Origin of the sequence: Siccirubricoccus soli, assembly GCF_024178315.1 — a bacterium.
Classification (GTDB): domain Bacteria; phylum Pseudomonadota; class Alphaproteobacteria; order Acetobacterales; family Acetobacteraceae; genus Siccirubricoccus; species Siccirubricoccus soli.
The window spans coordinates 16227-29513 of the sequence record NZ_JAMZIK010000165.1; the positions used below are offsets into that span (position 1 = coordinate 16227).

General features: G+C 69.7%; 9 protein-coding genes. 6 read left to right on the plus strand and 3 right to left on the minus strand.

Annotated features, from left to right (window positions below):
• Positions 1–32: 32 nt before the first annotated feature.
• On the plus strand, positions 33–1748 hold the full coding sequence (locus NJ376_RS23170) for an N-acyl-D-amino-acid deacylase family protein (protein WP_252955656.1): 1716 nt from the start codon (positions 33–35) through the stop codon (positions 1746–1748).
• A 132-nt stretch (positions 1749–1880) separates the two neighbouring features.
• Here the strand turns inward: NJ376_RS23170 and NJ376_RS23175 are convergent, their stop codons facing one another.
• On the minus strand, positions 1881–4199 hold the full coding sequence (locus tag NJ376_RS23175) for a xanthine dehydrogenase family protein molybdopterin-binding subunit (RefSeq protein WP_252955657.1): 2319 nt from the start codon (positions 4197–4199) through the stop codon (positions 1881–1883).
• Positions 4200–4324: 125 nt separating this feature from the next.
• On the opposite strand from NJ376_RS23175, the gene NJ376_RS23180 reads away from it, so the two are divergent.
• Both NJ376_RS23180 and NJ376_RS23185 read left to right on the plus strand, forming a co-directional pair.
• Positions 4325–5767: an amidase gene (locus tag NJ376_RS23180; RefSeq protein ID WP_252955658.1), complete on the plus strand. Its 1443-nt coding sequence runs from the start codon at positions 4325–4327 to the stop codon at positions 5765–5767.
• Positions 5768–5827: 60 nt separating this feature from the next.
• The gene (locus tag NJ376_RS23185) at positions 5828–7927 is read left to right on the plus strand and encodes a 3-hydroxyacyl-CoA dehydrogenase NAD-binding domain-containing protein (RefSeq protein WP_252955659.1); all 2100 of its coding nucleotides are present in this window, start codon (positions 5828–5830) and stop codon (positions 7925–7927) included.
• 35 nt (positions 7928–7962) lie between these two features.
• Here the strand turns inward: NJ376_RS23185 and NJ376_RS23190 are convergent, their stop codons facing one another.
• Positions 7963–8931: a Bug family tripartite tricarboxylate transporter substrate binding protein gene (locus NJ376_RS23190; protein WP_252955660.1), complete on the minus strand. Its 969-nt coding sequence runs from the start codon at positions 8929–8931 to the stop codon at positions 7963–7965.
• A 63-nt stretch (positions 8932–8994) separates the two neighbouring features.
• On the opposite strand from NJ376_RS23190, the gene NJ376_RS23195 reads away from it, so the two are divergent.
• Positions 8995–9879 carry an MBL fold metallo-hydrolase gene (locus NJ376_RS23195; RefSeq protein ID WP_252955661.1) on the plus strand — a complete coding sequence of 295 codons (885 nt, stop codon included), beginning with the start codon at positions 8995–8997 and terminating at the stop codon, positions 9877–9879.
• Positions 9876–10853: a tripartite tricarboxylate transporter substrate binding protein gene (locus tag NJ376_RS23200; RefSeq protein ID WP_252955662.1), complete on the plus strand. Its 978-nt coding sequence runs from the start codon at positions 9876–9878 to the stop codon at positions 10851–10853. Before NJ376_RS23195 ends, NJ376_RS23200 begins: the two co-directional genes overlap by 4 nt.
• Positions 10854–10912: 59 nt before the next feature.
• Here the strand turns inward: NJ376_RS23200 and NJ376_RS23205 are convergent, their stop codons facing one another.
• Complete coding sequence (locus NJ376_RS23205; protein WP_252955665.1) at positions 10913–11950, minus strand: LLM class flavin-dependent oxidoreductase; 1038 nt, start codon at positions 11948–11950, stop codon at positions 10913–10915.
• Positions 11951–12413: 463 nt separating this feature from the next.
• On the opposite strand from NJ376_RS23205, the gene NJ376_RS23210 reads away from it, so the two are divergent.
• Positions 12414–13187, plus strand: coding sequence for a carboxymuconolactone decarboxylase family protein (locus tag NJ376_RS23210; protein ID WP_252955663.1), 774 nt, complete (start codon positions 12414–12416; stop codon positions 13185–13187).
• Positions 13188–13287 lie beyond the last annotated feature (100 nt).

A 13287-nucleotide genomic window follows, 5' to 3' on the forward strand; every position in this document is an offset into this window, starting at 1 on the left:
CACCGCCAAGCTGAGAAAGAGGGAAACGGGCCATGCACAGCACCGTCATCCGTGGCGGCACCATCATCGACGGCACGGGCAAGCCGGGCTTCACCGGCGACATCGCGCTGGATGGCGACCGCATCGCCCAGGTCGGCGGCAAGGCCGGGCCGGGCAAGCGGGAGATCGACGCCAGCGGGCTGATCGTGACGCCAGGCTGGGTCGATGCGCATACGCATTATGACGGCCAGGCGACCTGGGATTCGATGCTCGCCCCGTCCTCCTGGCATGGCGTCACCACCATCCTCTTCGGCAATTGCGGCGTCGGCTTCGCCCCGGTGCGCCGCAAGGACCATGCCGAGCTGATCGGGCTGATGGAGTCCATTGAGGAGATTCCCGGCATCGCCCTGGCCGAAGGGCTGAAATGGAATTGGGAGAGCTTCCCCGATTACCTCGATGCGCTGGACGGTATGCAGCGCACCATCGATATCGGCGCGCAGATCCCGCACCATCCCCTCCGCGTCTATGTGATGGGCGAGCGCGCCATCAAGCTGGAGCGGGCGACGGCGGACGACATCGCCGAGATGCACCGGCTGACGCTGGAGGGCATGAAGGCCGGCGCCTTCGGCTTCACCACCAGCCGGACCAACAGCCACAAGACCCCGACCGGCGGCATGGTGCCCAGCCGCTATTCCGAGATCGAGGAGCTGATGGGCATTGGCCGCGCCCTGGGCAAGGTGGGCTACGGCGCCTTCGGCATGAACAGCGACTTCGACATCGAGGAGAGCGAGCTCGCCTGGATGACGCAGCTTGGCAAGGAGACGGGCCGCCCGGTCTGGTTCCTGCTGACCGACCGGCCGACCGATGACCAGCGCTGGAAGCGGCTGATGGACGGTGTCCGCGCCGCCCGCGCCGCCGGCGCCCATGTCACCGCGCAAGTGCCGGGCCGGCCGGTGGGCGTGATGCTGGGCGCCGATACCGCGCTGAACCCCTTCAGCATCCGCCCCAGCTACCAGCGCCTGCTGAAGCTGCCGATCGCCGAGCGCATGCAGCGCCTGCGCGACCCGGCGGTGCGGGCGGAGGTGCTGGCCGACACGCCCTCCGAGGAGCTGCTGAACCGGCTGAGCCAGTTCCGCCAGCACATCGTCCGCCGCTGGCACCGCATGTTCAAGCTGGGCAACCCGCCGAATTACGAGCCGGCGGAGAGCGAGAGCATCGCGGCGATCGCGCAGCGGGAAGGCCGCACGCCGGACGAGGTGGCCTATGACTACATCGCCGAGGACCCGGCCAACCTGATCTTCTTCCCAGTCACCGGCTACAATGTCGCGGATCTGGAAGTCACCCGCAGCATGCTGACGGATGACGTGACCCTGCTCGGCCTCTCCGATGGCGGCGCGCATTGCTCCTCCATCCTCGATGCCGGCATGCCGACCTGGATGCTGATCCACTGGGCGCGCGACCGTACCCGCGGCCCGCGACTGCCGCTGGAATTCGTGGTGAAGCGGCAGACCAGCGAGACGGCGAAGTTCTTCGGCCTGAACGACCGCGGCACGCTGGAAGTGGGCAAGAAGGCGGATCTGAACGTCATCGACTTCCACGGCCTGCGCGTGCAGAAGCCGGAAGTGGTGTACGACCTGCCGGCGGGCGGCCGCCGGCTGGTGCAGCAGGTGAGCGGCTACAAGGCCACCTTCGTCTCCGGCGTGCCGGTGTTCGAGAATGGCGAGCACACCGGGGCGCTGCCGGGCAAGCTGGTGCGGGCCGGGCGCTGAGCGCAGACCGGTATGGGGGCTCTGCCCCCATGCCCCCGCCGGGGCCAAGGCTTGGCCCCGGACCCCGCCCTGAGTTTGCAGGGCGAAACGCTGGGCCCGGGGGCGGCTTCCGCTACTGCCGGGCGAGTACCTTCAGCCTTGCAGCGCCGCCCAGATCTTCGGTGGGGTCAGCGGCATCTGCAGCGCATCCGCCGCCGCCGCCCTATCCGCCCGGGCCAGCGCATCCGCCACCGCATTCACCACAGCAGGCGTCGCGCCGATGGTGCCCAGCTCGCCCACCCCCTTCACACCGAGCGGGTTGGTCTGGCAGGGAATGCTCTGGTCCAGCGCCGTGACGTAATTCTCCACCAGGTCGGCGCGCGGCATGGCGTAATCCATGAAGGTGGAGGAGAGGGGCTGGCCCGTCTCCTTGTCATAGATCACGCCCTCCATCAGCGCCTGGCCCAGCCCCTGCACGGCGCCGCCGACGATCTGGCCTTCGACGATCAGCGGGTTCACCACCCGCCCGGCATCATTGGCCGAGACATAGATCGGGATGGCGAGTTCGCCGGTGTCGGGGTCGATCTCCACCTCGCAGATATGGCAGCCATTCGGCCAGGTGGGGCCAGAGACGCTGCTGGTGCTGTCGATGAAGATCTGCCGCTCCGGCTGCCGCGCCGCCAGGTCGAAGATGCCGATCGCCCGATCGGTGCCAGCCACGCGCACCTGGCCCGCGGCGTATTCCAGATCGGCCGCGGAGGCCTCCAGCGCCTCCGAGGCCAACTCCTTCGCCTTGTCCACCGTCCGGTCGGAGGCCACCTTCACCGCCGAGCCGGCGGTGAACAGGCTGCGCGAGCCGGCGCTGCCGAAGCCAGAGCCGCGATCCGAATCGCCCAGCACGATGCGGATCTTCTCCAGAGGCACGCCGAAGACATCGACCGCGAGCTGGGCGTAGGAGGTGGCGATGCCCTGGCCCATGGCCTGGGTGGTGGCGTAGATCTCGATCTCTCCCTCGGCCTTGACGGCGACGGTGACGCGCTCCTCGAACACGTTGCCGCCGGTCCATTCGAGGAAGGTGGCGATGCCCCGGCCGCGCAGCTTGCCGCGCTTGGCGCTCTCGGCCGCGCGGGCGGCGAAGCCGTCCCAATCCGCCAGCTTCAGCCCCTGCTCCATCACCTGGTTGAACCTGCCGCTGTCATAGGTCTGGCCCATGGCATTGGTGTAGGGCATCAGCGCCGGGTCGATCTGGTTGCGCCGGCGCAGCTCCGCCGGGTCGAGGCCCGTCTTGCGCGCGGCCGCATCCATCAGCCGCTCGATGATGTAGATCGCCTCCGGCCGCCCGGCGCCGCGATAGGGGCCGGTGGGCGCGGTGTTGGTCAGCACCGCGGTGAACTGGAAGTCGATGCAGCGTATGTCGTAGATGCTGGTGGAGACCCAGGGGCCGATGAGAAGCTGGATGGCGACGCCGGAGGCACGGGTATAGCCCCCCATATTCGCCAGCGTCCGCACCCGCAGCGCCGTCACCTTGCCATTCGCGTCCAGCGCCATGGAGACCTGGCTGTCCGTGTCGCGGCCATGCAGGGCGGAGAGGAAATCCTCCATCCGCGTGGCGGCCCATTTCACCGGCCGCCCCACCTGCTTCGCGGCGAAGGCGACCACCGCATCCTCCGGGTAGAGGCCGGTCTTCATGCCGAAGCCGCCACCGACATCGCCGACCAGGACGCGCACCTTCTCCACCGGCACGTCCAGCACTTCCTTCGTGAGCTGGTCCCGCGTGCCGGAGGGCATCTGGGTGCTCATCCGGATGGTGATGCGGTCCGTCGCCGGATCATGCGCCGCCAGCACCACCCGTGGCTCCATGGAGACCGGCGCCAGGCGCTGGTTGACGAGGTCGAGCGAGACGGTATGGGCCGCGGCGGCGAAGGCCGCATCCGCCTTCTCCCGGTCGCCATACCGCGTCTCGGCGACGATGTTGCCCTCCGCCCAGACCGGCGGCGCGCCGGGTGCGGCGGCCTCGCGCAGATTGGTGACGGCGGGCAGCTCCTCATACTCCACCTCCACCAGCTCCGCCGCGTCGCGGGCGATGCCGGGGCTTTCGGCGATGATGGCCGCCACTGCCTCGCCGGCGAAGCGCACCTCGCCCACCGCCAGGATCGGCCGTGCCGGGGCGGAGAGCGGGGAGCCATCCGGCTTCTTGAAGGGCAGCGCGATGCCGAGACGCTTGAGCCCCGCCGCCTCCACATCCTCCCCGGTCAGCACCGCGACCACGCCCGGCAGCGCCAGGGCCGGGGCGGGGTCGATGGAGAGGATGCGCGCATGGGCGTAGGGGGAGCGGAGGAAGACCAGCCAGGTCTGGCCGGGCAGGTTCATATCATCGGTGAACTGCCCGGCGCCTTGCACCAGCGGCCGGTCCTCGATGCGCCGCACCTTCTGGCCGCTGCCGAACCGTCCGAAACCGCCGCTGCCATCCATGCTGAAGCTCCTTCTCCGGCCGGCCCATGTGACAGGGCGGGCAGCCCGGTGACAAGGCCGCCGCCCGAGGGCTTACGTCGTGGCGGGGATATGGCAGGCTGCACGCGCACGCCAAGGGGAGCCGCATGAGCGAGGAGCTGATCCGCCTGACCGCCACCGAAGCCGTCGCCCGGCTGAAGCGGAAGGAGGTCTCGCCATTGGCGCTGGTGGAGGCGGCCGCCGCACGAATCGCCGCGGTGGAGCCGGCGGTGAACGCGCTGCCCACCCTCTGCCTGGACCGCGCCCGCGACCATGCACGGCGGATCATGGCGGGCGAAGGCGCGGAGAATGCCGGGCATCCTGGCTGGCTCGCCGGCCTGCCGGTGACGATCAAGGACCTGGCGGATGTGGCCGGGGTCCGCACCACCTATGGCTCGCCGATCTTCAAGGACCATGTGCCGGCGCGCTCCCACCCGCTGGTGGAGCGGATCGAGCGGCTCGGCGGCATCGTGCTCGGCAAGTCCAACACGCCGGAATTCGGTGCCGGCGGCTCGACCTTCAACGAGGTGTTCGGCCGCACCCGCAACCCATGGAACACCGCGCTGACCTGCGGCGGCAGCACCGGCGGCGGCGCCGTCAGCGTCGCCACCGGGGAGGCCTGGCTGGCGCATGGCACGGACCATGCAGGCAGCCTCCGCCGCCCCGGCACCTATTGCGGCGTGGTGGGGCTCCGTCCCTCGCCCGGCCGGGTGACGCGGGGCACGGCGAACAACCTCTTCTCCCCGCTGTCCGTGCATGGGCCGATGGCGCGGACCGTCGCGGATGTGGCGCTCTTCCTCGACACCATGGCGGGCTGGGATCTGGCGGACCCGCTGACCTGGGAGGCGCCGGCGGTGCCCTATGCGGCCTCGCTGGCACCGCGCCGCTTCCGCATCGGCTACACTGCGGATTTCCATGGCAGGCTGCCGGTGGACCGGGAGATGCGAGCGCTGTGCGACGCCGCGGTGCGCCGCTTCGCGGAAGCCGGCTGCGTGGTGGAGGAGGCGGCGCCGGAACTGGGCGATCTGCAGGAAGCCTTCCTCGTGCTGCGCAGCCAGCATTTCGTGGTGGACCGCGAATTGCAGCTCCAGACCCATCGCGACCTCATCAAGCCGGACATCATCTGGAACACCGAGCGCGGCCTGGCCGCCACCCCCTCCCGCCTCGCCTGGGCGGAGCGGGAGCGGGCCGCCTGGTACCGCCGCGTCGCCGCGCATTTCGGCCAGTATGACCTGCTGGTGACGCCGGGCGCCGCGACCCCGGCCTTCGACGTGATGCTGCGCCACCCCGAAAGCGTCGCGGGCGTGAAGCTCGAGAATTACATGGCGGCCTCCATGCTGAACGCCGCCATCACCCTGGCCGGCTGCCCGGCCGTCGCCATCCCCTGCGGGCTGGACCAGTATGGCCGGCCGGTCGGGCTGCAGATCGCCGCCCCCCCGCGGCAGGAGGCGACGGCACTCGCCGCCGCCGCGCTGTTCGAGAGCCTGACGGGCCTCGATCGCGCCGTGCCGATCGACCCGCGCCCGGGCGCGGTGCCGCCGCCCGAATAGGCGACTTGCCGCCGGCCGCACTCCATCCGATGCTTCCGCCAACTTCATGGAGGAAGCAAGATGAGTGATGCCCCGGTCGTACGGTTCGAGGTGGTGGAGGGGATCGGCGTCATCACGGTGGATTATCCGCCGGTGAATGCGCTGGGCCCTGGCGTCTCGGACGGCATCGTGGCGGCGGTGGACCAGGGCAATGCCGACCCCGCGGTGCAGGCCATGGTGCTGATGGGCGCCGGCCGCACCTTCATCGCCGGTGCCGATATCCGCCGCTTCGGCAAGCCCCGCCCGCCCTCCCCCCGCCGCAGCTATGACGCGCTGGATGAGAGCGCGAAGCCGGTGGTGGCCGCCATCCATGGCTATGCGCTGGGCGGCGGGCTGGAGAACGCCCTTTCCTGCCAATGGCGCATCGCCGTGCCCGGCGCCAAGGTGGGGCTGCCGGAGGTGCTGATCGGCATCCTGCCCGGCGGCGGCGGCACCCAGCGCCTGCCGCGGCTGATCGGCGCCAAGCCGGCGCTGGAGATGATCGTGACTGGCCGCCACGTGCCGGCGGAGGAGGCGAAGGCGCTCGGGATCGTGGATGCGATCATTCCGGGTAAGGATCTGCGTGCGGAGGCCATCGCCTTCGCCAAATCCGTCATCGGCAAGCCCATGCGCCGCATCAGCGCCATGCCGCCGGCCGCGGCGGAGCCCGGGCTGTTCGACGACATGCGCAAGTCGATCGCCCGCAAGGCGCGCAACCAGAAGGCGCCCTATAATTGCATCGCGGCGGTGGAGGCGGCGACCCGCCTGCCCTTCCCCGAGGGGCTGGCCGAGGAAAAGCGTCTGTTTCAGGAGCTGGAGAACGCGCCCGAGGCCCAGGCCCTGCGCTACGCCTTCTTCGCCGAGCGCGAGATCGCCCGCATCCCCTTCCTGCCCAAGGACCTGGCGCTGCCGGAGATCAGGACGGCTGCAGTGGTCGGCGCCGGCACCATGGGCGGCGGCATCGCGATGAGCTTCGCCGACAATGGCTTCCCGGTGAAGCTGGTGGATGCCAGCCCGGAGGGCCTCGCCCGCGGGCTGCAGCGCATCCGCGACAATTACGCGGTCAGCGTGAAGCGCGGCAGCATCACCCAGGCGCAGATGGATGAACGCCTGCCCCGCATCCAGCCGGTGGAGCGCATCGAGGACATCGCCGATTGCGACGTGGTGATCGAGGCGGTGTTCGAGCAGTTGCCGGTGAAGCAGGAGATCTTCGCCAGGCTGGATGCGGTGATGAAGCCGGAGGCCATCCTGCTGACCAACACCTCCGCCATCGACATCGACAGGATCGCCGATGCGACGAAGCGCCCGCAGATGGTCGCCGGCGCGCATTTCTTCGCCCCGGCCAATGTCATGAAGCTGCTGGAGGTGGTGGAAGGCCCGCGCACCGCGCCGGAAGTGCTGGGCGCCACGATGAAGCTCGGCCGCGCCATCGGCAAGATCAGCGGCTACGCGGGGAATTGCGACGGCTTCGTCGCCAATCGCAGCCGCATCTTCTTCACCCTCGAGCAGAACATCATGGTCGAGGAAGGCGCGCTGCCGGAGCAGATCGACAAGGTCATGGTCGATTTCGGCTACCCGATGGGCCCCTTCGCGGTGAACGACATGTCGGGCCTCGATGTCAGCTACTTCACCCGCAAGCGGCGCCTGGCGGAGGACCCGAACTACCGCACCCTGCCCATCCCGGACCGGCTGGTGGAAAGCGGCCGCAAGGGCCAGAAGACCGGCGCCGGCTGGTACCGCTATGAGAAGGGCGACCGCACCCCGCAGGTGGACCCGGAGGTGCACCGGCTGATCAAGGAGGTCGCGGCGGAGCAGGGCATCGAGCAGCGCCCCTTCACCGATGAGGAGATCCTGCACCGCCTGCTCTTCGCCTCGGTGAACGAGGCCTGCAAGATCATCGAGGAGGACAAGGCGCTGCGGGCCAGCGACATCGATGTGATGTGGCTGAACGGCTTCGGCTTCCCGCGCTACCGTGGCGGGCTGATGTTCTGGGCTGACGGCATCGGCGCGGAGGCGATCTACAACCAGATCGCCGCCTGGCATCAGCGCTACGGCGATCGCTGGCGGCCGAGCGCGCTGCTGCGCCGCATCGCCGAAAGCGGCGGCAAGCTGCGGGAGGCGAAGGCGCCCCGGCTGCAGTAGCGGGGCATGGCGGCGCCCCGCAACGGGCGCCGCCCCTACCCGGCCCTGGCGCCGGAGCGCTCGACGATGCCGCGCCAGCGCTCCACCTCGCGCGTCACGAAATCCTGCAGCGCCTCGCCCGCCAGCATCAGGGGCGTGCTGCCGCTGCCGGCCAGGGTCTGCACCACCCGCGGCTCCGACAGGGCGGCCTGGAGCCCGTCGGCCAGCCGGGCGCGGATCGGGGCCGGCACCGCCGCCGGCGCCAGGATGCAGGACCAGGAGGAGGTCTCGGCGCCCGGCAGCCCGGCCTCCGCCATGGTCGGCACCTCCGGCAGCGCGGCCAGCCGGGCGCCGGCCGTCGTCGCGATCGGCCGCAGCCGGCCGGCGTCCAGGAAGGCGCGGGTGGAGACCAGGTAGTCGAACATCACATCCGTGCGGCCAGCGACCAAGTCGTTCAGCGCCGGCGCGCTGCCCTGATAGGGCACCTGGGTCAGCTTCACCCCGGCCTCCGCCTGGAACAGCTCCGCCGCCATATGCGTGCCGGTGCCGATGCCGGAGGTGGCGAAGGTCAGCTCGCCCGGGCGCTCCCTCGCATGGCCGATCAGCTCCGCCAGGGTGCGGAAGGGACGCGCCGGATTCACCACCACCAGCAGCGGTGTCTGCGCCAGCCCGTGCACCGGCGCGAAGTCGCGCAGCGGGTCATAGCGGACATTGCGGTACAGCACGGGGTTGGTCGCCAGCGTGCCCTGGGTGCCGTAGAGGATGGTGTAGCCATCCGCCGCGGCGCGCGCCCCGGCTTCGGTGCCGATGCTGCCGCCGGCGCCCGGGCGATTGTCGATCACCACCTGCTGGCCGAGCCAGGCGCCGAGCGGCTGCGCGACGAGGCGCGAGGAGGTGTCGGTGATGCCGCCCGGGGTGAAGGGCACGATCCAGGTGATGGGGCGGGACGGCCAGGCCTGGGCATGGGCTCGGCCTGCGGCCACCAGCGCGGCGCCGAGGGCCGCGCGGCGCGTTGTCTGGAACATGGGTTTCCTCCGGTCTTTGCCGCAGGCTACGCTGCCGGAAAAGCGGGCGGAAGGAGGAGGCGCATGCGCTGGCGGATCGGCCAGGTCACCGTGACCAAGGTGGTGGAGCTGGAAATGGCCGGCGGAAGCCGCTTCCTGCTGCCCCAGGCGACACCGGATGAAGTGCTCGGCATTCCCTGGCTGATCCCGGATTTCGCCGACGAAAGGGGGCGCCTCCGCCTCAGCATCCATGCGCTGATCATCGAGACGCCGGCACGCCGCATCCTGGTGGATACCTGCCTCGGCAATGACAAGCAGGGGCGGAAGATCCCGCACTGGAACCAGCGCCAGGGCACTTTCCTCGCCGATCTCGCCGCCGCCGGCTATCCGGCGGAGAGCATCGACACGGTGCTCTGCACCCATCTGCACACCGACCATGTCGGCTGGAACACCATGCTGGTGGACGGTGCCTGGCGTCCGACCTTTCCACACGCCCGCTACCTCTTCGGCCGGGAGGAATTCGCCCATTGGTCCCGCCAGCGGGAGAATGAGGCGCAGCGCGCCGTGTTCGAGGATTCGGTGCAGCCGATCGTCGAGGCCGGGCTGCACGAGCTGGTGGAGGCCGACCACCGGCTGTGTGAGGAGGTGCGGCTGGTGCCAAGCTTCGGCCATACGCCGGGGCATGTCTCGGTGCATATCGCCTCGGAGGGCGAGGAAGCCTTCATCACCGGCGACATCGCCCACCACCCGTGCCAACTCGCCCGGCCGCACTGGAACTCCACCGCCGATATCGATCCGCCGGCTGCCGAGGCAACGCGGCGACGCATCTTCGGCGGCCTGGCCGGCCGGCCCGTGCTGGTCATCGGCACGCATTTCGCGGGCCCCACGGCCGGACATGTGGCGCGGGATGGCGACGGCTTCCGACTCATGGTTTGCTGGCCGCAACAGCCGAACGGTGGAATGCCATGAAGCAGGGAGCGGGGGCGCCGACGCGGCGCGCGGTGCTGGGTCTGACAGCGGGGGCACTGGCCGCGCCGGCCCTGGCGCAAGCCCGCTTCCCGGACCGGCCGCTGCGGCTTTTCGTGCCCTGGACCGCCGGCTCCTCCTCGGATGTGCAGATGCGCTCCCTGGCGGAGCTGGCCCAGGCCACGCTCGGCCAGCCGGTGGTGGTCGAGAACCGGCCGGGTGCCAGCGGCACGCTGCATGTGCAGCCCCTCGCCGCCTCCCGCCCGGATGGCTACACGCTCGGGCAGATGCATCTCTCCATCGTCCGCCGCCCCTTCCTGGTGCGGACGCCGCCCTGGGATGCGGTGGCGGATTTCACCCACATCCTCCGCCTTTGCGGCTGGATGTACGGGGTGGCGGTCAAAGCGGACAGCCCCTGGCAGGATTGGCGCAGCTTCATCGCCCATGCCAAGGCCAATCCCGGCAAGCTCACCTTCGCCACCTCCGGCATTGCCACCACCAACCATCTGGCCATGGAGGAGCTTGGCGTCCGGGAAGGGGTGGAGTTCACCCATGTGCCCTATCGCGGCAGCAGCGAGGGGATGACGGCCGTGCTCTCCGGCGCTGTGGACTGCATCGCGGACAGTTCCGTCTGGGTGCCGCAGGTGGAAAGCGGGGCCATGCGCGCCCTCTGCGTCTGGACGGCGGAGCGGGTGCCGCGCCTGCCGGGCGTGCCGACGCTGAAGGAGCTGGGGCACGACATGGTCGTCACCTCCCCCTATGGCATCTCCGGCCCGAAGGGGATGGATCCCGGTGTTGTGCGGGCGCTGCACGATGCCTTCAAGGCCGCCCTGTTCAGCCCGGCCAATACCGCCGTGCGGGCGCAATTCGACATGCCGGAGCAGTATCTGGACAGCGAGGCCTATGCCGGCTTCATCGCCCAGCGCGCGGAGTATGAGAAGACGATGGTCCAGCGCCTCGGCATCCGGCTGGACTGATCAGGGCGCGGCCGGGGAGAGCGACGGGGCAGCCAGGGCAGGCCCCCGCCTGGATCGGTTCAGGATGCGGCGGGCGCGGGCGCAACCTCCCGGATCCGCGGCGCGATGTCCCGCATGAAAAGCTGCAGCGCCCGGCGGGAGAATTCTGCCGGCATTGGGCCGGTCCGGAAGCGGATACTCACCCCGCCGATGCCGGTCCGGGCAAGCTCCACGAAATCCTCTACCATGCTCTCGGGCGAGCCGCAGAGCACCGGCGGCGCCGGCTGCGCATTGGACTTGGCGACCATCGCCTCGAAGGCCGAGCTCTGGGCCGCGCGGTAGGTCTGCATCTGGCGGAAATAGGGCAGACCGACCTCATGCGCTTCCTCGTCCGTCGGCGCCAGGACGACGGTGCGGGAGACCCAGCTCTCGGCAATGGCGTGGTCGATCCGGTCGAAGCTGAGCCCCGCCTCCCGCGCCGCCTTGCGGTAGGCCTCGACATTGCGCGCCGCGCCGGCGGCGGTTGCCGCCGCCATCAGCACCGGGCGGCCCTGCCGGGCCTGCGCCGAGATCGAGCCTTCGGAGGCGACGCTGCGCAGGATCTGCGGATGCGGCTTGGTGTAGGGCCGCGGCCGCAGCATCATCGGCACGTCGAAATTCCAGTACTTGCCCTGGTGCTTCAGCTCCTCGCTGGTCCAGCTCTGCAATAGGATCTGCTCGATCTCCTCGAAGCGGTCCTGGGCGCTGTCGGGGTCGATCTGGTAGCCGCTGTACTCGTGCAGATTGACCATGCTGCCGCGGCCGAGGCCGACGATCAGCCGGCCCTTGCTCAGATTGTCGATCAGCGAGATCTGCTCCGCAATTCGCAGCGGGTGGTAGAGCGAGGTCTGGAGTACTGCGAAGCCGATCTTGATACGACTGGTCGCCATGGCCAGCGCGGCGGCGAATGTCGGCGGATCGACATAGACGCAATTGCCGTCGAAATGATGCTCGGCGAGGAAAACGGCATCCATGCCTTCTTCCTCAGCCAGCTTGGCTTCACGGACCGCCTCGTCAATGACCTGGGCGTCCGCCGATGGGTTGCGTGATTCGTGAAACAGAAAGACGCCGACTCGCATACCCTCAACTCCCGCAGTCACCAATCCGCCGCGACAGGCGGCCAGGCCGGACCCTAATGCATGTTCGGCCCGGCGGCGATGGACGACACGGCCAGAAGAGCGGCCGAAGGTGGCGGCGACGGCCAAAACGCCATCGCCGTCCGCAGGCGTGGAGGCGTTCCGCCTGTTCTTGCGGCAGGGCAGCGAAGCCGCGGCCGCAGGAGCGTTAGCCGGGTGCCAGGCCGCCACGCTGGAGAACCGCCTTCCCTACGCCTCAGCCAGTCAGAGTCCGTCCCCGATCAGCCACCGAAGGCACCCGGACGGGCTGCCGTGGCGGCCCGGAGCAACCGCGCTAGCCGGCGCCCTGCGTTGGCGAAGGCAAGTCCTCTCTGTCCGGGTTCCCAAGCCCGGCGCGATGCCGCATGCTGCGGCGGCCAAGGCGCGGGCGAGGTACCGCGCCAGCAGGGGAAGGGAACGAGAGGCCATGAGCGAGCTCTCGCCGCGCCAGCTTGCGCTGAAGGAGGAGTTCACCCGGGCACGCGGCTATTGGAGCCCGACCTGGGACCAGGTGCTGGCGCTCGATCCTGATTTCTTCGAAGCCTATATGAACTTCTCCTCGGTCCCCTGGCGCCATGGCGTGCTGGAGCCGAAGGTACGCGAATTCATCTACATCGCGATCGACGCTTCCACCACGCATCTGCACGCCCCGGGCACCCGCGTGCACATGAAGAACGCGCTGCGCTACGGCGCGACGCGGCAGGAGATCATGGAGGTGCTGCAGCTCATCTCCGTGCTCGGCATCCATAGCGTGACGCATGGCGTGCCGATCCTGGTGGAGGAGCTGGCGGCCGCCGGCCGCGGCGTGGAGGTGCCGAAGCCCGGCCAGGGCGGCGAGCGCGAGGCCCGGCTGAAGGCCGAATTCACCGCCGCCCGCGGCTATTGGAGCGGGCTGTGGGACAATGTCCTCGCCCTCTCGCCCGACTTCTTCGAAGCCTATCTGCGCTTCTCCTCGGTGCCCTGGCAGCACGGGATGCTGGAGCCGAAGGTGAAGGAGTTCATCTACATCGCGATCGATGCAGCGACGACGCATCTCTATGCGCCCGGCACCCGGATCCACATCCGCAACGCGCTCAAGCATGGCGCCACGCGGCAGGAGATCATGGAAGTGCTTGAACTGGTCAGCGTGCTCGGCATCCACAGCACCACGCATGGCGTGCCGATCCTGCTGGAAGAGCTGAAGGCGGCGGGCCAGGGCTGAGCTCCGGCGTCGCGGGGAGGGAACGAGAATGAAGATCAGCCGCAGGGATCTGGCGCTCGGCGCCGCGATGCTGGCCATGCCCGGGGTGCTGCGGGCGCAA